Raw genomic sequence first — 20980 nt, 5'->3', positions numbered from 1 at the left:
CAGCTCGGGGTCGGTCAGGGTGTGGCGACGGGGGTGGGCCGGGCCGGTGTCTCCGGGCCGGAGGCCCTGCTCAGCAGCGGGTACGCGGTGACCACCAGGCACGCCGCCGCCATGATCAGCAGGGCCGGGGTGAGTCCCAGCGCGTCCACCGACCAGCCGCCGAGCAGCGCGCCGACCGGCAACCCGACGAACGCCAACGAACCGGCGATGCCGATCACCCGGGTCTGCAACTCCGGCGGCACCCGCTCGTAGAGCGCCACCCCGAGCAGCGGGTTGACCGCCGCGATGCCGATTCCGGACAGGAACGTCACCACGAGCACCACAGGCAGTTCGTCGCTGATCGCCAGCGCCACCAGCCGGGGCGTGCCGGCGACCAGCGCCCCGACCAGGAACGTCAGCCGCCGGGGAAGCCGGGGCCCGAGCGCTGTGAACACCAGGTTGCCCAGCAGCGCACCCGCCGAGAACGCGGCCAGCACCAGGCCGAGACCGCTCGGGCCGGGCAGTTCCCGGGCGACCCAGACCGGGATGTAGACGGCCACGCTGGCGTTGGCCACCATGTTCAGGGCCGAGATGACGGCGAGCATGCCGAGCAGCGGCCGGTCCCGGCCCAGGTAACTGAAGCCACCCCGCAGGGCGCGCAGGTAACTCTCCGGTTGGGCGGGTTGCGTCGGGACGGCCGGCGGGCGGACCAGGAGACCGATGAGCAGCGCGCAGACCCCGAAGCTGGCCGCGTCGATGAGGATCGCCTCGGTCACCCCGAAGACGGCGATCAGCAGACCGCCCACTGCGGCGCCGAACAGTGTCACCACGCGGCTGAGCCCGTCGTACGCGGAGGTCAGCCGGATCAGCGGCACTCCGGCGGCCTCCGCGACCGGGCGGAACATTACGTGCTTCACCCGGTCCCCGATGCCCCGCAGCGCGCCGGCCACCGCGACGAGCGCCACCAGCGGGACGAAGCCCAACCACGGGGTCAGCGCCACGACGACCATCACCACCGCGCTGCCCGCGTCGCAGAGGATCGAGGTACGGCGCAGACCGATCCGGTCCGCCCACGGCGTGCCCAACGCGCTGGACAGCAGGTACGGCAGGGTCTCGGCGAACGCGACAAGGCCCATCTTGGTGGGGCTGCCGGTGGTGACCAGCACCAGCCACGGAATGGTCACCACCGAGATGCGGGTGCCCAGGTTGGAGATCAGGTCGGCGCTGACCAGGACGACCAGTTGCCGGCGGGGGGTCACGCCCCGACCGCCGCCGCCCGACGGGCCGCGTACCGCGTGCGCAGCGCCCGCTTGTCCACCTTCATCGACCGGTTCACCGGAAGCCGGTCGAGGAACTCCACAGCGGCCGGCGCCCACATCTCGTTGAGTTCGGCGGTCACCAGGTCGATCAGTTCCGCCCCGGTGACCGTCGCGCCCGGCCCGAGCACCACGTACGCGTACGGCACCTCGCCGACCGTCTCGTCCGGCACGCCGATCACGGCGGCGGCCCGTACCTGGGGGTGCCCGACCAGCACGTCCTCGATGGGACGGCAAAAGATCGCCCAGTTCCGGCGATGCGTGACGATCATGTCGTGCGCCCGGTCGACGAGGTAGAGGTAGCCGTCGTCGTCGAGGTGGCCGATGTCGCGGGTCCGCACCCACCCGTCGACCAGCGTCTGCGCGGTCAGCTCGGGCTGACCGTGGTAGCCGGCGAAGCTCAGTCGGGTCCGCACCCACACCTCGCCGTCACGCCCCGGCGGCAGCACCGTGCCGTCGTCGTCGCGGATCTCGATCCGCACGTCGCCGTAGGGGCGGCCGCAGGAGCGCAACCGCTCCGGGTGCTCCGGGTCGTCGGTCAACCCCGGCAGCGCGGTGATCACCACGGCTTCGCTGAGGCCGTACACGATGCGCAGCACCGGGCCGAACCGCGCGATGGCCTGGCGCAGCCGGGCGGGCGCGGCGGGCCCCGCTCCCACGTTGAACATGAACAGTGCGGAGAAGTCCGCGCCGACCAGCGCCGGGTGGTCCAACACCTCGTAGAGCATCGGCGGGGTGACGAAGGTCGAGGTGATCCGCTCCCGCTGCACGGTGTCCACGAAGGCCACCGGGTCCCAGTCGTCACGCAGGAACAGCACCCCGCCGGTGAACAGGTTGAACAGTGTGGTGATCTGCCCGCTGGCCAGCCACATCGGCGAGTGCGACAGGTGCCGCAGCAGCGGGAACCCGGCGGCGCGGAACTCGGCGGCCAGGGCGAGGATCTGGGCGTAGAAGCTCTCCCGGTGGTGCACCAGCTTGGGGCTGCCGGTGGTGCCGCTGGTCTGCAGGAACGACTCGGGCGCCGACTCGGACGCCGGCAGCTCCGCCACGTCGGCGTCACTGTCGGCGGTGAGGTCGGGGCCGGCGCCGCCCGCGCCCAGACAGCAGACCGGTGTGCCGGGCAGCGCGGCGGCCAGCCCCGGGCCCAGACTGGCCCGGTCCCGGGCGTCGTAGACCAGGGCGTCCGGGCGGGCCAAGCGGATGAACTCGTCGACCTCCCGGCGCGCGGTCACCGGGGCGACCCACATCGTCCGGCAGCCGAGCAGGTGCAGGGCGAGTTGCAGCAGTGGACCCTCCACCGCGTTCGCGACGGTCACCAGCACCGCCGACCCGGGCCGTACGCCGTGCCGGGTCAACGTCGCGGCCATCGCCCGGACCCGCGTGGCGGCCTCGGTGTAGGTGAGTCGCCGATCGGCGCCGACCAACGCCTCCCGATCGCCGAATTCGGCGAAGAGGTCCAACACCCTGTGCACGTAGCTAGTGGTGTGCCCGGGTCCGTCAGTCATCCGGCAGCCCCCATCCGAGAAAGCGGCGGTCCCCGGGCAGCTCCCGGTGACGACGCGACGGTGGCGCGCTCGGGCGACCGCACCGCCGCCGCCTGGAAGCCTAGGCGGGAAACGGCTGGTCGGAACCGTGCCGACGGGCGGTCCGAGCGGCCCGCCGGACATTTGATCGCGTCGATCAGGTTGATTGACGCCCGTCAGCGGCGGCGGCTAGGTTTCTGGACCATCGTCCAGGCGGGCGCCGTCAGCGGACGGCCCTGGGCTGCCACACGATGGAGGTTCCATGGCAACGGCAACCCCGAAGAGATGGCCTGTCATCGCCGCCGCGGCCGCGCTGTTGGTCGCCGGCGCACCTGCCGTCGTCGCCAGCGCCGGCCCGTCCGGCACCGCCGCCAGCCGACCCGAGCGCGCCGAGTGGGCGGGCAGTTGGGCCACCGCTGTCACCCGGGGCAACTCGGTCGGGTTGACCAATACCGGCCTCAACAACCAGAGCGTCCGGATGATCGTGCACGTCTCAGTAGGCGGCCCGGCGCTGCGGGTCCGCCTGAGCAACCTCTACGGCGAGCAGGCGGTCTCTGTCGGTCGCGCCACAGTCGCCCGGCCGAACACCGCGACCCCCGACGACCTCTCCGACATCGACGCCGCCTCGGTACGTCCGCTGACCTTCACCGGTGCCACCACGGCGACCATGAACCGGGGCGCCGAGCTGCTCAGCGACCCGTTGGCCTTCCCGGTCGCGGACGACAGCGACCTCGTGGTCACAGTGCACTTCCCGACGCCGACCGGCCCGACCACGTTCCACGGGCAGTCCCAGCAGGCCAACTTCATCGGCGCCGGGGATCTGACCGGGGTGGCCGAGGGCACCGGGTTCACCACCCGTCCCACCTGCTGCTGGTTCTTCCTCTCCGGGGTCGACGTGCAGCGCAAGGGCAGCCCCGGCGCGCTGGTGGTGCTCAGCGACTCCATCGGTGACGGCAACGGCAGCACCGTCAACGCCAACCGGCGCTGGCCCGACCTGCTCTCCGACCGGCTGCTCGCCGACCGGCCCGACAAGCGCACCCCCGGCGTGCTCAACCTGAGCCTGGCCGGAAACCGGCTCAACCACGAGGGCACCGAGCCCGGCGACGGCAACTACCCGGGCTACTACCAGCTCGGCCCGAACGCGGCGGCCCGGCTCAACGAGGACGTGTTCGGCCAGACCGGGGTGCGTAGCGTCGTCACCCACCTGGGCATCAACGACATCTGGATGTCGAACGACTCACCCGAGGCGATCATCGGCACGCTGCGGCAGATCAACCAGCAGCTCCAGCAGCGCGGGCTGACCAGTCTGGTGGCCACGCTGACGCCGTACGAGGGGCACGGCGTTCCGGGCGTGTGGACGCCGCAGAAGGAGGCCACCCGCCAGGCGGTGAACGCGTACCTGCGCGGCAGTCGGGAGTTCGACGGGCTGCTCGACTTCGACCGGGTGCTGCGCGACCCGGCACGGCCCAGCCAACTGCTGCCCGCGTACGACTCGGGGGACCACATCCACCCGAACGACGCCGGCAACCAGGCACTGGCAAACGCCGTGCCGCTGCGGCTGCTCGACCTGTGACCCGGGCCGGGGGCGGCGGGTGATCCCCGCCGCCCCCGGTCACCCACATCGGCGGGGGAGGAGTTGGCAGTGGACGTGGACGAGATACTCACCGGCCTGTACAGCGAGGAGGGCAGACAGGACCCGTACCCGTGGTACGCGGACCTGCACCGGCTCGGCCCGATCAGCGCGGTGCCGGCGCGCGCCGAGCACCGGACGGTGGCCGCCGTCGCTGTCGGCTACGACCTCGTCGACGGGCTGCTGCGCGATCCGGAGTGGACGAAACAGCCGCCGCCGGGCTGGGAGGCGCAGGAGATCCTGCGGGCCTTCCAAACCTCGATGATGTTCGTCAACCCGCCGGATCACACTCGGATGCGGCACGTCTTCTCCCGTACCTTCACGCCGCGCCGGCTTGGCGCGTTGGAACCGGTGATCCTGCGGGTGGTCGACGAACTGCTGGACCGGATGGCGGACGCCGGGGAGGGCGTTGTCGACTTCGTGGCCGACTTCGCATACCCGATTCCGGCCCTGGTGATGGCCGAGTTCATCGGCATCCCGGCCGCGGAGTTGCAGTGGTACCGCGAGCGGGTGGAGTGGATCGACGAGTTCCTGGACGTGGCGGGGAAGACCCCGCAGCGGCTGGCCGCGGCCAACACCGCCGCGCGGGAGTTGCGGGCCTTCTACCGGGAGCTGCTCGGGCACCGCCGCCGGGTGCCCGGGGACGACCTGCTCAGCGCGTTGGTCGAGGCGCTCGACTCCGGGGAGGTGGAGCTGACCGAGGAGGAACTGGTCAGCAACCTGATCGTGCTGTTCAACGCCAGCTTCGTCACCACCGTCTACATGTTCAGCAACGGGCTGCCGTTGCTGCTGGCCCACCCGGAGACCGTCGCGGCGCTGCCCACCGACGCCACGTTGGCGCAGGGTTGCGTCGACGAGGTGCTGCGGTTGGCGAGCCCCGTGCACTTCCTGGCCCGCGCCGCGCCGGCCGACACGGTGCTGCACGGCGTGCCGGTCGCCACTGACGACAACGTGCTCATCATGATCGGGGCCGCCAACCGGGACCCGGCCCGCTTCCCGGCACCGGACACCTTCGACCCGACCCGTTCCGGCCCTCCGTCGCTGGCCTTCGGGGTGGGCCCGCACTTCTGCCTCGGCGCGGCGGTGTCGCGGTTGGAGGGCCGCCTCGCGCTGCCCCGGCTGTTCGCCCGGTTCCCCGCGCTGACGGTCACCGAGACGCCGACGTACAGCGGCAGCCTGTTTCTGCGCGGCATCGACACGTTGCTGGTCAACACCGGTGGATAGGAGCGACATGGCAGTGCACCCGGAGGTGGCGGCCTACCGGGCGGCCCGTGCCGCGGCCGGCACCCCGCCGCTGTACGCACAGACCCTGTCCGAGGCGCGCGCCGCGGACCTGGCCGCGATCCGCGCCGGCAGCGGCGCGGTCGAGCCGGTGGCCGAGGTACGCGACGAGCGGATCCCCGGGCCCGCCGGTGAGCTGCGGCTGCGGGTGTACCGGCCGACGGGTTCGGGTCCGCTGCCCACAGTGCTGTACTTCTTCGGCGGCGGCTGGACGCTCGGCAGCATCGACACCGCCGACGGCATCTGCCGGCGCCTGGCCAACGCGGTGCCCTGTCAGGTGATCACCGTCGGCTACCGCCTCGCCCCGGAGCACCCCTTCCCGGCGGCGGTGCACGACTGCCACGCCGCCACCTCGTGGATCGCCAGGCACGCCGAGGAGCTGGGCGTGGACCCGACCCGGCTGGCGGTGGGGGGCGACAGTGCCGGCGGGAACCTGGCCGCCGCGGTCACCCTGCTCAGCCGTGGCGACGGGCCGCCGCTCGCCGCGCAGCTGCTGGTCTATCCGAACACCGACCAGAGCGGCGAACCGGCCGGGGACGACGACCCGGCGCTGTTCAACAGCCGTTCGGTCGCCTGGTACCGGAGGCTCTACCTGGCCGACCCGGCGCACGCCAAGAATCCGCTGGCCTCGCCGCTGCTCTCCGACGACCTGTCCGGGTTGCCGCCGGCGCTGGTGATCACCGCCGAACTGGATCCCCTGTGCGGCGAGGGACAGCGGTACGCCGAGCGGTTGCGCGACGCCGGTGTGTCCACCCGGTTGGAGCACTACCCGGGCATGATCCACGGATTCTTCGCCATGCCGGGCACCTTCACCGACGGGCGGCGCGCGCAGGAAAGCGCCGCGGCCTTCCTCCGCGAGCGCTTCGGGCTCCCGGCCAGGCCGAGCGGGGTGCGTGAGCCGGCCGAGCCGGATGCCGCGACGGGCCCGGGCGATGGGTGAGCGGGTGTTGGCCGACCTGCCGGCCGTGGCGCTCGCCGACTACGCCGAGCGCGCCCGGGCCGTGCTGCCGCCGGACGTGTGGGACTACCTGGCCGGCGGCAGCGCGTCGGAGGTGACCCTCGCCGCGAACCGTCGCGCGCTGGACCGGGTCGCGGTGCTGCCCCGGGTGCTGCGCGGGGTGGACACCGTCGACCTCGGCACCCACCTGCTCGGCCGTCGGTACGCCATGCCGGTCGGGGTGGCGCCGATGGCGTACCAGCGGTTGGTGCACCCGGACGGAGAGCTGGGTCTGGCGGCGGCGGCCGGCGCGGCCGGAATCCCGTACCTGGCCAGCACGCTGGGCAGCACCCCCATCGAACAGGTCACCGGGGCCGGCGCGGACGTCTGGTTCCAGCTCTACTGGCTGCGCGACCGGGCGCTCGTCCGCGACCTGCTGGACCGGGTCGTCGCGGCCGGGTGCCGGGCGCTGGTGGTCACGGTGGACGTCCCGGTGCTCGGCCGACGTCCCCGGGACCTGCGCAACGCGTTCCGGCTGCCGGCCGAGGTGGTCGCCGCGAACCTTCCCGACGGTCGCGACGCGCTGGCGCACTCCGGTGCCCCCGGGGTGTCCGCGATCGCCGCGCACACCGCCGCGTCGTTCGCGCCAGCGCTGCGCTGGGCCGACCTGGCGTGGCTGCGCGAGCAGGTCGACCTGCCGCTGGTGGTCAAGGGGCTGCTGGACCCGCGCGACGCGACCGAGGCGGTACGGGTCGGCGCGGACGCGGTGGTCGTCTCCAACCACGGCGGGCGGCAACTGGACGGCTCACCGGCGAGCGTCACCATGCTGCCGGAGGTTGTCGACGCGGTCGGGGACGACTGCCAGGTGCTGCTGGACAGCGGCATCCGGTGCGGCACCGACGTGCTGCGGGCGCTGGCGTTGGGCGCGGCCGGGGTGCTGGTCGGCCGGCCGCTGCTCTGGGCCCTCGCCGCCGGTGGCGAACCGGCCGCCCGGGACGCGTTGGGGCTGCTCGTCGCCGAGTTGACCGATGCGCTCACCCTGGCCGGCTGCGCCGACGTGGTGGCGGCCGGCGAGCTGCGCACCCTCGGGGTGGGCTGAGGGGTGAGCGCCCCCGAACCGGTCGACCTGACCGTCGCCGACCTGCACCCCGCGCTGGGCGATCCGGCGCTGACCTCGATGAACTTCCTCAACGAGGTGTCCGAGCGCTACCCGGCGGCGGTGTCCCTCGCGGCCGGACGGCCATACGAGGAGTTCTTCGACCTCGCGGCGGTGCACCGGCACCTGGACACCTTCCACCGGCACCTCCTCGACGACCTGGGGCACCGACCCGAGCAGGCCCGGCGGCTGCTGCTGCAGTACGGCCGGACCAAGGGCATCGTGCACCACCTGATCGCCCGCAACCTCGCGGTCGACGAGGGGATCACCGTCGACCCGGAGGACGTGGTGGTGACCGTCGGCTGCCAGGAGGCCATGTTCCTGGTGCTGCGGGCGTTGCGGGCCGGGCCGACCGATGTGCTGCTCGCTGTCGCCCCGACCTACGTCGGGCTGACCGGGGCGGCACGGCTGGTGGACCTGCCGGTGTGGCCGGTCGCCGGTGGGTCAGCCGGGGTCGACCTCGCCGACCTGGCCACCCAGGTGCACCGCGTCCGGGCGGCGGGGCTGCGTCCACGCGCCTGCTACCTCATGCCGGACTTCGCCAACCCCTCCGGGGTCAGCATCGACACCGCCGACCGCCAACGGCTGCTGGACCTGGCCGGGCAGGAGGACCTGCTGCTGCTGGAGGACAACCCGTACGGCCTGTTCCACAGCGACGACGGACCACGCCCGCCCACCCTGAAGGCGTTGGACACCGGCCGGCGGGTCGTCTACCTCGGCTCGTTCGCCAAGACCGTGCTCCCCGGCGCACGGGTGGGTTACGTCGTCGCCGACCAGCGGGTTGCCGGCCCGGACGGGCGGGTCGGCCCGCTCGCCGACCAACTCGCCATGATCAAGAGCATGGTCACCGTCAACACGTCGCCGATCGCGCAGGCGGTGATCGGCGGCCGGCTGCTGGAGCACGGATGCAGCCTGGTGGCCGCGAACACCCGGGAGCGGTCCGCGTACACACGGAATCTGCGCCACCTGGTGGCCGGGCTCACCCGGCGCTTTCCCGATCAGCCGGACCGGCCGGACCGACCCGCGGTGCGGTGGACGGTGCCGGCCGGCGGGTTCTTCGTGGTGGTGACAGTGCCGTTCCCGGTCGACGACGCGCTGCTGGACCGCTCGGGGCGCGACTACGGGGTGCTGTGGACGCCGATGGCGCACTTCTACGACGACACCGCGCCGGTCCACGCGTTGCGGTTGTCGGTCAGCGCTGTCACACCGGAACAGATCGACCTCGGGCTGGATCGGCTCGCGGCGCTGATCACCGACGAGGTGGCGCGCCGGGCGGGTTGACACACCGCGTTCATCGGATGGCAATGCGCGACGACCCGCGTGCCGCCGTCCTGGTTGGACGGTCATAATAAACCGCATGGTTGCCTGGGAGTACGCCCTGCTCGTCCGTCGCTATCAGGGACAGGGCCGCAATTTTCACGTCTCGTTCGTCTGGTACGCCCCGGACGGGTCACGCAAGGACATCACCGCCTACGGCGACACCGCCATCGCGCACCTCAACCGCGCCGGCCGGGAGGGGTGGGAGCTGGTGTCCGCCGCCGAGGACGTCAACAACGTCCAGGGCAGCACCGAGGTCCACCGCTACCACCTGAAGCGCCCGATGGACTGAGGACCCCCCCGCCCCCCGCGTCGATCATGGGATCGTGGTGGTGGACGACAGTCGTGCACCAGCCCGGATCGGGCACCACAACTCCATGATCGACGCGGTCGAGGGGCTAGCTCAGGTCGATACCGGGGTAGAGGGGGTACGTGGCCAGCAGATCGGTGGCCTGCCGGGCCACCTTGTCGGCCAGGCCGGCGTCCAGGTTGTACTTCGCCTTCGACGGGGTGCCGTCGGCGTTGGCGCCGGCGGTGGTCTGGGTCAGCACGGTGTGGATCAGCTCGGCGGTCTGGTCCATCTCGGCGGTGCCCAGGCCCCGAGTGGTCAGCGCCGGGGTGCCGATCCGGATGCCCGACGTGTACCAGGCGCCGTTCGGGTCCTGCGGGACCGAGTTGCGGTTGGTGACGATGCCCGAGTCGAGCAGGGCCTGCTCGGCCTGCCGGCCGGTGAGCCCGTAGCCGGACACGTCGATCAGCACCAGGTGGTTGTCGGTGCCGCCGGTGACCAGCGTGGCGCCCCGGCTCAGCAGCCCCTCGGCGAGCGCCTGCGCGTTGTCGACGATCCGCTGGGCGTAGTCGGCGAAGTCGGGCCGGCGGGCCTCGGCGAGCGCGACCGCCTTGGCCGCCATCACGTGCGGCAGCGGGCCGCCGAGCACCATCGGGCAGCCCCGGTCCACCTGGTCGGCCAACTCCGGCTGGCAGAGCACCATGCCGCCGCGCGGGCCGCGCAACGACTTGTGCGTGGTGGTCGTGACGATGTGCGCGTGCGGCACCGGGTCGAAGTCGCCGGTGAACACCTTGCCGGCCACCAGGCCCGCGAAGTGCGCCATGTCGACCATGAAGGTGGCGCCGACCGAGTCGGCGATCTCGCGCAGGATCCGGAAGTTCACCTTCCGGGGGTACGCCGAGTAGCCGCCCACCAGGATCAGCGGCTTGAACTCGCGGGCGGCCTCGGCCAGCCGGTCGTAGTCGATCAGGCCGGTCGCCGGGTCGGTGCCGTAGCTGCGCTGGTCGAACATCTTGCCGGAGATGTTCGGCCGGAAGCCGTGGGTGAGGTGGCCGCCGGCGTCCAGCGACATGCCGAGCATCCGCTGGTTGCCCAGTTCGCGGCGCAGCGCGAACCAGTCGGCCTCGGTGAGGTCGTTGACCTGGCGGACCTGGGCCTTCTTCAGCGCGGGAGATTCCACCCGGTCGGCCAGCACCGCCCAGAAGGCGACCAGGTTGGCGTCGATGCCCGAGTGCGGCTGCACGTACGCGTGCGCGGCGCCGAACAGCTCCCGGGCGTGCTCGGCGGCGAGCGCCTCGACGGTGTCGACGTTCTGGCAGCCGGCGTAGAAGCGGCGGCCGACGGTGCCCTCGGCGTACTTGTCGCTGAACCAGTTGCCCATGGCCAGCAGGGTCGCCGGGGAGGCGTAATTTTCGCTGGCGATCAGCTTGAGCGACTCCCGCTGGTCGGTCAGCTCGGCGCCGATGGCGTCGGCGACCCGCGGCTCTACAGCCCGGATCACCTCAAGGGCACTCCGGAATGCGGTGGATTCGGCGTTGCGGGACATGCGACCTCCAACAGACGTGCGGGAAGGCCCAGGCGCTCGGCAAACGTCCACGTGACGAGGCCGCTCCCCGATGGTTCTCCATCCCCACGCGCCAGTAACGGCCCGGAAGGATCCTACCGGGCCGGAACCGGCCGTTCGGGCCGCCCTCCGGGAGGCGACCCCGCCAACGTGATTGGGCGGTGCGTCGCGGGGCACACGGTAGGAGACCACCGCACCGTCACGGGTGCGGTCAGGGTTCGTACAGAAGGAGTCGAGAACATGACCACACCCACCTCCGACCGGCCGCTCGCCCTGGTGACCGGGGCCTCCAGCGGAATCGGGTACGAGCTCGCGGCGCAGTTCGTCGAGCACGGCTTCGACCTGGTGATCGCCGCCGAGGACGACGGCATCGAGGCGGCCGCGCAGAAGCTGCGCCGCGACGGGGGCCCGCAGATCTGGTCGGTCCGCGTCGACCTGGCCCGCGAGCAGGGCGTGACGGAACTCGTGGCCGCCGTCACCGCGACCGGACGGCCGCTGGACGCGCTGGCGCTCAACGCCGGTCGGGGCGCCGGTGGCGCCTTCGTCGGCGGCACGGACCTCGCCGACGAGCTGGAGATCGTCGACCTCAACGTGCGGTCGACGGTGCACCTGGCGAAGCGGCTGTTGCCCGGGATGGTCGAGCGGGGCACGGGCCGGGTCCTCTTCACCTCGTCGATCGCCTCCACCATGCCGGGGCCGTTCCAGGCGGTCTACAACGCGTCGAAGTCGTTCGTGCAGTCCTTCGCCGAGGCGCTGCGCAACGAGCTGAAGGACACCGGCGTCACGGTGACCTCGCTGATGCCCGGGCCGACCGACACGGAGTTCTTCGACCGGGCCGACATGGAGGACACCCGGGTGGGCTCGGGCAAGAAGGACGACCCGGCGAAGGTCGCCGAGCAGGGCTTCGAGGCGATGATGAGGGGTGATCAGACGATCACCGCCGGCTCGCTGATGAACAAGGTGCAGACGGCCGCCGGCAAGATCATTCCGGACAAGCTCAAGTCCGAGCAGCACCGCAGGATGGCCGAGCCGGGATCGGGCACCTGACCCGTGACGCACGACGAAGGGCCCGGCACGGTGCCGGGCCCTTCGGTGTGAGCGGGTGCCTCAGGCCGTCACCGCATCGAGCGCCTTCTTGATCGCCTTCGGCGCGGTGGGGGTCCGCGGCGCGTCCGCGCGCAAGGCGATCATCTTCTCGCCGATCTCCTGGAGCTGCTTGCGGCCCAGCGCGTCGCGGACCTTGGGGAACCACTCCTGTTCTTCCTCCTCGACGTGGTGGGTGACGTTCTCGATCAGCACCGTCGTCTTGGCGTTGAACCGCTCGTCGTCGGCGTCCATGCTGGCCAGCTCGGCGCAGAGCACATCGGCGACGTGGTGTTCCTCGTACGACTCGAGGATGTCGTCCTCGAGGTCGGGCAGCAACCGGCGAACCTCCGGATACATCACCTCGTTCTCCAGGTAGGTGTGCACGGTCAGTGCCTCCAGGATCTGGTCCACCAGCTTCTGCCGCTGGCTCGCCGGCCCCTCCTCGGCGTCCTGGAAGGCCTTGAACAGGCGGCGCATTTCCTTGTGGTCCTCTTTGAGCAGGACGATGGCATCGGTCGACACCGGTATGACCTCCCTGAAGAGTCTCGGCTGGTGGAGTTCCGGTACCCCGGCGCCGATTGCGGAAACAGGTGAAACCGCCTCAGACCATCGCCAGGGTGCGGGGGATCTCGTCGAGCAACTCCCGAGCCAGAAAACCGATCCGGCCGTAGCGCGGAATCAGCCGCTGGCCGCTCACCGAGTGCGCGAACGAGCCCCAGCAGGCCGCCTGCGCCGGGTCGGCGCCCCGGGACAGCAGCCCCGCCAGCAACCCGGCGAGCACGTCCCCGCTGCCGGAGGTGCCCAGCCCGGCGTCGCCGCTCTCCTCCCGCCAGCCCCGACCGTCCGGGGCGGCCACGTGCCCGTACAGCGACACGACCGCCTCGTACCGCGCGGCCAACTCGGCCGCCTCGGCGTCCAGGTCGTCGCCCGGCTCCCGCCCGAGCAGGTGCCCGGCCTCGGTCACGTTGGGGGTGAGCACCACGGGCCGACCCGAGCCGACCAGCAGGTCCGGTGCGTGGCTGAGCGCACCCAGGGCGTACGCGTCGAGTACCAGCGACGTGTCCGGACGGGCCGCCTCCAGAACCAGGCCCAGCAGGCGGTTGGTCTCGTCGATCGCCTTCAGACCGGGGCCGACCGCCACCACGTCGGCCTGCGCGACCAGGTCGCCGAGCTGCCCGTCGCGATCCGCGGCCACCGCGCCGTCGGAGGTCTCCGGCAACCCGATCACCAGCGCCTCGGGCACCTGGATGCTCAGCGCGGCCGCGGTGGACTCGGCGGCGGCCAACTGGAGCACCCCGGCACCGGCGCGCAGCGCGGCCACCCCGGCGAGCAGCACCGCGCCCGGCGTGAAGCGGGAACCGCCGACCACCAGCACCGTGCCCCGGCTCTCCTTTCCCCCGACCGGCACCGGCAGCGCCCAGTCCCGCAACAACGCCGGGGTGATCACCTTCACCTCAGACCGGCTCGGCATGGATCTCGTCCTCCCTGGTCGGCTGGGCGCCCTGCTGACGCAGGTGCGCGACATCGTTGAAGGCGGTGAGGGCCAGGCGGTCCTCGCCGTCCGCCGACCACTCGGTGATCGAACAGTTGGCGATCACGTCCTGCCGGGTCAGCGCCATCAGCTCGTCCTCGGTCAACCCCTCCAGCAGATAGCGAAGCAGGAAGACCAGCGCGTCGTGGCCGAAGAGCAGCACCCGACAACCCTCGTGGTCGCGGCGCAGGTCGCCCAGCAGCGTCCGCAGCCGCAACGCCACGTCCGTCCAGGACTCCCCGCCCGGCGGCCGGTAGTAGAACTTGCCCAACCGCTCCCGGCGCTCGGCCTCGTCCGGGTACCGTCGGCGCACCCCGTGCCCGGTCAGCCCGTCCAGGACGCCCAGTTCCCGGTCGCGCAGCCGCTCGTCGCGGTGCACGGGAATGTCGGTGCCGGCCAGCGCCAGCCGCGAGGTCTGCACCGCGCGCAGGTACGGCGACACCACCGCCACGTCCGGTCGCCTCGCGTCCGGAAGCTCGGCCAGCCAACGGCCGGTCGCCCGAGCCTGCTCCTCGCCGGTCGGGGAGAGTGGCACGTCGGCGTCGCGGTGGGTGAGGTCGATCAGCTCCGCGCCCGACGCCTCGGCGTGCGTCGCCGCGACGTTCGCGGTGCTCTCGCCGTGCCGGACGATCCACAGGGTTGCCAGTTCCGCCATGCGGCCCCCCTACCCGGCACGAGCGTCCGGTAATCGGACCGCCGTCCGCCGCCTAGCGGCGGCTCTGCCAGGGACGCAGCCCTGCCTGGAGCGTCGACTCGTCGCGTCGGCGGAAGAGGTACGTGAAGGACTGGGCGGCGAGGGCCAGGAGTACCGCTCCCGTCCAGGCCCAGGGGACCATCGGAGCGGAGTGGCGTACCGCGAGGACGCCCAGCACCGGCGCGGCGGCGACGAAGACGGACAGCGCGGTTGTGCTGACGGTTTGTCGAAAGCGCGCCGAGATGGCGAAGGTCGACCTGTCGTAGACGAGCAGAGCGGCGCCGAAGAGGGCCGCGGCCGCCACTGCCACGCCCACCGAGGAGGTGATCTTCGCGAAGGTGACAGGTAGGGCGATGAGGAAGGGGAAGACACCGCCGAACTCCGACAGCACGTTGCCCCATTTGGTGTACCTGCCGAAGCTGTTGGTTCGCAGCCGGGCCAGCTCACCGGAGGTGTTGGCATAGATGATCAGCGACGCGGTGGTGGCCAGGGCCGAGCACATCAGCAGCACCCGGACCCCATCGGGATAGTTCGGGGAGGCGAACGACAGGCCGAGCACGAACGCGATCGAGGCGAGGATGCCGCTGGAGAAGGCGATCCCGGCGGCGCTCTCGTCGGACTGCAGGGCCGCGAAGTCCTCCTTCTCGAATCGGGACAGCTCCAGGGCCGGCCCGGCGGGCAGGTTCACCAGTCCGGTGATGACGTTCTGCTCGCTGGCCAGCAGGGTGGCGATCTGCGACGACGCGGCAACCGGGATCAGATAGCGCTCGTCGGCGTCGACGTACTCGACCCGTGACTTGTGCTGGCAGTAGTAGCGGTCGCGTCCCGGGCCGAAGTAGTCCGGCACGATGGTGCGCACAACGAACCCGCGAGACAGCAGGAGCCCGAGCATGGCCAGGTTCTCCGGGCTGGTCACCGTGGAGATGGTCGGGTGGGGCTGCACCCCGAACGCCCGCGCCCGGGCCACGAAGTCGTCGAGCAGTGCCGCACCCACACCGGTGCGCCGCCGATCCGGGTGCACCCCGAGCCCACTCAGGTAGAGGTGATGGGCGCTCGGCAACTCGTACTGGAGGAAGCCGACGATCTCCGTGCCGGCGCGGACCACCCGGACGTGCCCGGCCGCGACGCCGTTCTCGATCTCGCTCGGCGCCGCTGGCTCGTACGCCGGGTCGCCGGGCGGGAAACAGAGCGCGTCGAGGGCGAGCAGGGCGGGGATGTCCTCGGTCGACGCGTCGTCGATCCGGACGGTGGCTGCCCCGCCCGATCCGGTCTTCTGCTGGCGCACGACGCCATCCTGCCCGACCGGGTCAAGGAGTGCGATCGACGCCGGTCGGTGCCCGGGGGGCCGTCGGGTTCGGGACAGCGCAGCGACACCTCGATGGGGAACAATGTCCGCTGATCGCGGTTCGTGCGCTGCTGATCACCCGGCCGCCGCGTACTCTCGGGGCGTGGCCACGGCGGCGGAGGAGATCCAGGTGGGGGAGCGGCTCGTCCGCGTCTCCAGCCCCGACAAGCCGTACTTTCCCGAGCGCGGGCTGACCAAGCTGGACGTTGTCCGCTACTTCCTGGCGGTGGGCGACGGCATCCTGCGGGCGTTGCGGGATCGGCCGACCATGCTGGAACGCTGGCCGCGCGGTGTCTTCGAGGGCGCGACGATCGCTACCCGCCAGACCAACAGGGGCGACGCGTTCTACCAGAAGCGGCTGCCGGCCGGCGCGCCCGAGTGGGTACGGACCGCGCACATCACCTTCCCCAGTGGCCGTACCGCCGACGAGGTCGCGCCGAGCGAGTTGGCAGTGGTCATCTGGGCGGCCAACCTGGGCACACTACGGTTCCACCCGTGGCCGGTCACCGCCGCCGACGTGGAACGTCCCGACCAGCTGCGCATCGACCTGGACCCGATGCCCGGCGTGGGCTTCGACCAGGTGGTGCCGGTGGCGCACGAGGTGCGGGCGTTCCTCGCCGAGCTGGGCATGACCGGCTACCCGAAGACCACCGGCGGTCGCGGGCTGCACGTCTACCTGTCGATCGAGCCGCGGTGGAGCTTCGGTGAGTGCCGCCGGGCGGTGCTCGCGCTGGGTCGGGAGATGCAGCGCCGGCTGCCGGACCTGGTCACCACCACCTGGTGGCGCGAGCAGCGGGACCGGCCGGTCTTCGTCGACTACAACCAGATGGCCCGCGACCACACGGTGACCTCGGCGTACTCGATCCGGCCGACGCCGGCCGCGCTGGTGTCCGCGCCGCTGGACTGGTCGGAGCTGGACCAGGTCCGTCCGGAGGACTTCGACGTGCTCAGCATGCCGGCCCGGTTCGCCGAGCGCGGCGACCCGCACGCCGGCCTGGACGGTGACCGGCACTCGCTGGAACCGCTGCTGGAGCTGGCCGACCGCGACGGGCTGGAGGCCCCGCCGGAGCGCTGAGCCCGGCGCTCACGCCCAGGGGCTGCCGGCCCCGTCGAACTCCTCGAAGACCAGCCAGGTGCGGGTGGACAGCACCCCGGGAATGCTCTGCACCCGGCCCAGCACCACGTCGCGCAGCGCGGCGTTGTCCGGGGCGCGCACCAGCGCGAGCACGTCGTGGTCACCGCCGAGCAGCGCCGCGTGCTCGATGTAGCGCACCCGGGCCAGCTCGGCCGACACCTCCCGCCAGGTGTTCTGCTCGATGGTCAGGGCGATGTACGCCGAGGTGCCCAGCCCGGCCGCCTCGGGTGCCACCTGGGCCCGGAACCCGGTGATCACTCCGTCGCGGAGCAACCGCTCCACCCGCGCGTACGCGTTGGTGCGGGAGATGTGGATCCGTTCGGCGAGGGTGCGCACCGACGTCCGACCGTCGCGGACCAGCTCGTCGAGGATCCGCCGGTCGACCTCGTCCAGGGCTCGGGCCGATCGTCCCGATCCCGCGCCCCGGCTTGCTTCGTCGGCGGTCTCCTGGCTCACTGCTCGGCCCTCCGCATGCCAACCGTCCCGCCTTCCGTGTCGATCTTGAGTCAATCATCCACAAGCGGAAGCATAGGCTCACCACACGTCCCAGGAGGTTCCGCCGTGACGACCACTCCCCAGGCGGTCCGCAGGGCATCCCCGCGCGCCCGTCGAACGGTCACCCCGCCCGACCCGGCGCGCTCGTTGCTGCCAGACGCCGAGCCGGTCCGCCTGCTCGCCGAGAACGGCACGCCGCTGCCCGCCCGCGCCGACTACCCCGAACCACCCGCCGAGGTGCTGCGCGAGCTGTACCGCCGGATGGTGCTCGGCCGCCGCTTCGACACCCAGGCGACCGCCCTGACCAAGCAGGGCCGGCTCGCCGTCTACCCCTCCTCGCGGGGTCAGGAGGCGTGCCAGGTCGGCGCGGTCCTCGCGGTCCACGACACCGACTGGGTCTTCCCCACGTACCGCGAGTCGATGGCGCTGGTTGCCCGAGGCATCGACCCGGTCGAGGTGCTCACCCTGCTGCGCGGCGACTGGCACTGCGGCTACGACCCGACCGAGGTCCACACCGCGCCGCAGTGCACCCCCCTCGCCACCCAGTGCGTGCACGCCGCCGGGCTGGCGCACGGTGAGGCGTACCAGGGTCGCGACACCGTGGCGCTGGCCTTCATCGGCGACGGCGCCACCAGCGAGGGCGACTTCCACGAGGGGATCAACTTCGCCGCCGTGTTCAAGGCGCCGGTGGTCTTCTTCGTGCAGAACAACAAGTACGCCATCAGCGTCCCGCTGTCGCGGCAGACCGCCGCGCCGTCGCTGGCCTACAAGGGCGTCGGCTACGGCGTACCCAGCGAGCAGGTCGACGGCAACGACCCCGTCGCGGTGCTCGCCGTGCTCACCCGCGCGGTCGCCCACGCCCGGGCCGGCAAGGGACCGTTCCTGGTCGAGGCGCACACCTACCGGATGGAGCCGCACACCAACGCCGACGACGCCACCCGCTACCGCGACGGTGCCGAGGTCGACGCCTGGCGGGACCGGGACCCCGTCGCCCGCCTGGAGACCTACCTGCGCGCCCGCGGTGTGCTCGACGACGCGGCGGTCGCCGAGATCGCCGAGCAGGCCGAGGCGTACGCGGCGGACCTGCGGACCCGGATGAACGAACAGCCCACCGTCGACCCGCTGAGCCTCTTCGACCACGTCTACGCCGAGCCCACCCCGCAGCTGATCGAACAGCGTGAGCAGGTCCGCGCCGAACTGGCCGCCGCCCACGCCGAGGAGGGTGACGCCTGATGGCCACCACCATGGCGAAGGCGCTCAACACCGCGCTCGCCGACGCGCTCGCCGCCGACGACCGGGTCGTCGTCTTCGGTGAGGACGTCGGCGCGCTCGGCGGCGTCTTCCGGATCACCGACGGCCTCCAGGCCCGCTTCGGCGAGAACCGCTGCTTCGACACCCCCCTCGCCGAGGCCGGCATCGTCGGCTTCGCCGTCGGCATGGCCATGTCCGGCCTGCGCCCGGTGGTCGAGATGCAGTTCGACGCGTTCGCGTACCCGGCCTTCGAGCAGATCGCCTCGCACGTGGCGAAGCTGCGCAACCGCACCCGGGGCGCGCTGAGCGTGCCGATCGTCATCCGCGTGCCGTACGCGGGCGGGATCGGCGGAGTCGAGCACCACTGCGACTCGTCCGAGGCGTACTACGCGCACACCCCCGGGCTGAAGGTGGTCACCCCGGCGACCGTCGACGACGCGTACTCGCTGCTGCGCGAGGCGATCGAGGACCCCGACCCGGTGGTCTTCATGGAGCCCAAGAAGCTCTACTTCGCCAGCGCCGAGGCGTCTCTGCCGATCCGCAACGAGCCGTTCGGCCGGGCTGTCGTGCGCCGGCCCGGACGCGACGCCACCCTCGTGGCGTACGGGCCGGCAGTGCCGGTCGCCCTGGAGGCCGCCGAGGCCGCCCGAGAGGAGGGGTGGGACCTGGAGGTCGTCGACGTGCGCACCATCGTGCCGTTCGACGACGAGACCATCACCGCCTCGGTCCGCCGTACCGGCCGGTGCGTCGTGATCCAGGAGGCCCCCGGCTTCGCGGGCGTCGGCGCGGAGATCGCCGCCCGGGTGCAGGAGCGCTGCTTCCACGCGCTGCACGCCCCGGTGCTGCGGGTCGCCGGCCTGGACATCCCGTACCCGGCGCCGATGCTGGAGCACACCCACCTGCCCGGCGTGGACCGGGTGCTCGACGCGGTGGCCCGCCTCCAGTGGGACGACCAGCCGGACGCGCGTTGGGCGGCGGCATGACCATCGTCGAACGGACGCAGGTCTTCCTCCTGCCCGACCTGGGCGAAGGGCTGAGCGAGGCCGAGATCGTCGAGTGGCGGGTCGCCGTGGGTGACGTGGTCACCGTCGACCAGAGCGTGGTCGAGGTGGAGACCGCCAAGGCCGTCGTCGACGTGCCCTGCCCGTACGCCGGGCGGGTTGTCACCCTGCACGGCGCGGCCGGTGAGGTACGCCCGGTTGGCCAGCCGTTGATCACCATCGCGCCGCTGGACGGGGGCGACGAGCCCGCCGGGCACGCCACCTACCGCGAGGAGGAGCGCGCCGGCTCCGGCAACGTGCTGATCGGGTACGGCACCGGCCACGGCTCCGCCACCCGCCGTCGGCGTCGGCCCCGACTGGCGGTGGCCCCCGAACCGGCCGACCTCGGCCCGACCAGCGCGGCTGCCGGCGGCGCGGCTGCGGCGTCCGGCGACCCGGCACCGCCTGCTGCCGCCCTGGTCATCTCACCGATCGTGCGGCGGCTGGCCCGTGAGCACGGCGTCGACCTCGACACGGTGCGGGGCACCGGACCCGGGGGTGTGATCCGCCGCGCCGACGTGGAGGCCGCGATGACCGCGCCCGCCGCCCGGCTCGCCGCCGTGCCGGACCCGCAGGTCGGGTCGGCCCCGGTCGCGGACGGCGACGTCATCGTCCCGCTGACCGGTGTCCGCAAGGTGATCGCCGACAAGCTCTCCCGCAGCCGGCGGGAGATCCCGGAGGTGACCATCTGGGTCGACGTGGACGCCACCGGGCTACTGGAGACCCGCGCCGCGATCAACGCCGCGACACCCGACGCGCCGGTGAGCATCCTGGCCCTGCTGGCCCGGATCTGCCTCAGCGGACTGCGCCGGTTCCCGCAGCTCAACGCCCGGGTCGACACCGAGGCGCAACGCATCGTCCAGTCCGCCGGGGTGCACCTCGGCATCGCCGCGCAGACCGACCGGGGGCTCCTGGTGCCGGTGCTGCGCGACGCCCAGCGGCTCACCACCGCCGAGCTGGCCGCCGAACTGGCGGCGACCACCGCCGCCGCGCGGGCCGGCAGCCTGCCCCCGGCCCGGCTGACCGGTGGCACCTTCACGCTGAACAACTACGGGGTGTTCGGCGTCGACGGCTCCACGCCGATCATCAACCACCCCGAGGCGGCCCTGCTCGGGGTCGGGCGGATCGTGGACAAGCCGTGGGTGGTCGACGGGCAGCTCGCCGTCCGCAAGGTGACGCAGCTCAGCCTCACCTTCGACCACCGGGTCTGCGACGGCGGGGTGGCCGGCGGCTTCCTGCGGCACGTCGCCGACTGCGTGGAGCGACCGGCTCTGCTGATCGCCGCCGTCTGACGCGTACCCCCTCGGCCCCGGCGCCGCCCGTGCGGCGCCGGGGCCGGCGCACGTCCGGGGTTCCCCGCGGCGGTGTCGTCGGGCCGGCGATTCCCGGCGGTGTCGTCGGGCCGGCGATT

At 72.4% G+C, this 20980-nt stretch carries 19 protein-coding genes and 1 riboswitch; of the genes, 11 read left to right on the top strand and 8 right to left on the bottom strand.

Annotated elements, in window-relative coordinates; translation table 11 throughout:
- Positions 1-14: 14 nt before the first annotated feature.
- Both NIE111_RS19585 and NIE111_RS19580 read right to left on the bottom strand, forming a co-directional pair.
- A complete protein-coding gene (locus NIE111_RS19585; protein WP_238685759.1) occupies positions 15-1238 on the bottom strand; it encodes an MFS transporter in 1224 nt (407 codons plus the stop codon).
- The gene (locus tag NIE111_RS19580; protein WP_238685758.1) at positions 1235-2800 is read right to left on the bottom strand and encodes an AMP-binding protein; all 1566 of its coding nucleotides are present in this window, start codon (positions 2798-2800) and stop codon (positions 1235-1237) included. The genes NIE111_RS19585 and NIE111_RS19580 overlap by 4 nt, the downstream gene beginning before the upstream one ends.
- Positions 2801-3113: 313 nt before the next feature.
- On the opposite strand from NIE111_RS19580, the gene NIE111_RS19575 reads away from it, so the two are divergent.
- From NIE111_RS19575 to NIE111_RS19550, 6 genes are all read left to right on the top strand, one after another.
- Positions 3114-4391 carry an SGNH/GDSL hydrolase family protein gene (locus tag NIE111_RS19575; protein WP_238685975.1) on the top strand — a complete coding sequence of 426 codons (1278 nt, stop codon included), beginning with the start codon at positions 3114-3116 and terminating at the stop codon, positions 4389-4391.
- Between the two features lie 69 nt (positions 4392-4460).
- Positions 4461-5672 carry a cytochrome P450 gene (locus NIE111_RS19570; protein WP_238685757.1) on the top strand — a complete coding sequence of 404 codons (1212 nt, stop codon included), beginning with the start codon at positions 4461-4463 and terminating at the stop codon, positions 5670-5672.
- Positions 5673-5679: 7 nt separating this feature from the next.
- Positions 5680-6669 carry a LipP1 family hormone-sensitive lipase gene (gene lipP1, locus NIE111_RS19565; RefSeq protein WP_238685756.1) on the top strand — a complete coding sequence of 330 codons (990 nt, stop codon included), beginning with the start codon at positions 5680-5682 and terminating at the stop codon, positions 6667-6669.
- Positions 6662-7765 (top strand): alpha-hydroxy acid oxidase, encoded by a 1104-nt coding sequence (locus tag NIE111_RS19560; protein ID WP_238685974.1) that lies wholly within the window; start codon positions 6662-6664, stop codon positions 7763-7765. Before lipP1 ends, NIE111_RS19560 begins: the two co-directional genes overlap by 8 nt.
- A gap of 3 nt (positions 7766-7768) precedes the next feature.
- The gene (locus NIE111_RS19555; protein ID WP_238685755.1) at positions 7769-9103 is read left to right on the top strand and encodes an aminotransferase-like domain-containing protein; all 1335 of its coding nucleotides are present in this window, start codon (positions 7769-7771) and stop codon (positions 9101-9103) included.
- Between the two features lie 67 nt (positions 9104-9170).
- On the top strand, positions 9171-9431 hold the full coding sequence (locus tag NIE111_RS19550) for a hypothetical protein (protein WP_238685973.1): 261 nt from the start codon (positions 9171-9173) through the stop codon (positions 9429-9431).
- Positions 9432-9537: 106 nt separating this feature from the next.
- Here NIE111_RS19550 and NIE111_RS19545 read toward each other — a convergent pair whose 3' ends face one another.
- Positions 9538-10974 (bottom strand): glycine hydroxymethyltransferase, encoded by a 1437-nt coding sequence (locus tag NIE111_RS19545; RefSeq protein WP_238685754.1) that lies wholly within the window; start codon positions 10972-10974, stop codon positions 9538-9540.
- A 19-nt stretch (positions 10975-10993) separates the two neighbouring features.
- A riboswitch (ZMP/ZTP riboswitch) is annotated at positions 10994-11083 on the bottom strand.
- A gap of 149 nt (positions 11084-11232) precedes the next feature.
- Here NIE111_RS19545 and NIE111_RS19540 point away from each other — a divergent pair.
- A complete protein-coding gene (locus tag NIE111_RS19540; RefSeq protein WP_238685753.1) occupies positions 11233-12039 on the top strand; it encodes an SDR family NAD(P)-dependent oxidoreductase in 807 nt (268 codons plus the stop codon).
- A 60-nt stretch (positions 12040-12099) separates the two neighbouring features.
- On the opposite strand, the gene NIE111_RS19535 is transcribed toward NIE111_RS19540, so the two are convergent.
- The 4 genes from NIE111_RS19535 to NIE111_RS19520 form a co-directional block, all read right to left on the bottom strand.
- Positions 12100-12600: a hemerythrin domain-containing protein gene (locus tag NIE111_RS19535; protein ID WP_238685752.1), complete on the bottom strand. Its 501-nt coding sequence runs from the start codon at positions 12598-12600 to the stop codon at positions 12100-12102.
- Positions 12601-12679: 79 nt separating this feature from the next.
- Entirely contained in the window at positions 12680-13549 is an 870-nt protein-coding gene (locus NIE111_RS19530) for an NAD(P)H-hydrate dehydratase (protein ID WP_238685751.1), read from the bottom strand.
- Positions 13533-14264 carry a histidine phosphatase family protein gene (locus NIE111_RS19525; protein ID WP_238685750.1) on the bottom strand — a complete coding sequence of 244 codons (732 nt, stop codon included), beginning with the start codon at positions 14262-14264 and terminating at the stop codon, positions 13533-13535. Before NIE111_RS19525 ends, NIE111_RS19530 begins: the two co-directional genes overlap by 17 nt.
- Positions 14265-14316: 52 nt before the next feature.
- Complete coding sequence (locus NIE111_RS19520; RefSeq protein WP_238685749.1) at positions 14317-15588, bottom strand: GNAT family N-acetyltransferase; 1272 nt, start codon at positions 15586-15588, stop codon at positions 14317-14319.
- A gap of 163 nt (positions 15589-15751) precedes the next feature.
- Between NIE111_RS19520 and NIE111_RS19515 the strand changes: the two genes are divergently transcribed.
- Positions 15752-16723 carry a DNA polymerase domain-containing protein gene (locus NIE111_RS19515; RefSeq protein ID WP_238685748.1) on the top strand — a complete coding sequence of 324 codons (972 nt, stop codon included), beginning with the start codon at positions 15752-15754 and terminating at the stop codon, positions 16721-16723.
- Between the two features lie 9 nt (positions 16724-16732).
- Here the strand turns inward: NIE111_RS19515 and NIE111_RS19510 are convergent, their stop codons facing one another.
- A complete protein-coding gene (locus tag NIE111_RS19510) occupies positions 16733-17239 on the bottom strand; it encodes an Lrp/AsnC family transcriptional regulator (protein WP_238685747.1) in 507 nt (168 codons plus the stop codon).
- Between the two features lie 105 nt (positions 17240-17344).
- Here NIE111_RS19510 and pdhA point away from each other — a divergent pair, with 105 nt between their 5' ends.
- The 3 genes from pdhA to NIE111_RS19495 are packed head-to-tail and all read left to right on the top strand — an operon-like array spanning position 17345 to position 20861.
- The gene (pdhA, locus tag NIE111_RS19505) at positions 17345-18511 is read left to right on the top strand and encodes a pyruvate dehydrogenase (acetyl-transferring) E1 component subunit alpha (RefSeq protein WP_372488369.1); all 1167 of its coding nucleotides are present in this window, start codon (positions 17345-17347) and stop codon (positions 18509-18511) included.
- Positions 18508-19512, top strand: coding sequence for an alpha-ketoacid dehydrogenase subunit beta (locus NIE111_RS19500; RefSeq protein ID WP_203119752.1), 1005 nt, complete (start codon positions 18508-18510; stop codon positions 19510-19512). Before pdhA ends, NIE111_RS19500 begins: the two co-directional genes overlap by 4 nt.
- Positions 19509-20861 (top strand): dihydrolipoamide acetyltransferase family protein, encoded by a 1353-nt coding sequence (locus NIE111_RS19495; RefSeq protein ID WP_372488367.1) that lies wholly within the window; start codon positions 19509-19511, stop codon positions 20859-20861. Before NIE111_RS19500 ends, NIE111_RS19495 begins: the two co-directional genes overlap by 4 nt.
- Positions 20862-20980: the final 119 nt, after the last annotated feature.

The sequence above is a fragment of the Micromonospora hortensis genome, from assembly GCF_022230935.1.
Taxonomy (GTDB): domain Bacteria; phylum Actinomycetota; class Actinomycetes; order Mycobacteriales; family Micromonosporaceae; genus Micromonospora; species Micromonospora hortensis.
This window is presented reverse-complemented; position numbering and strand designations above follow the sequence as displayed.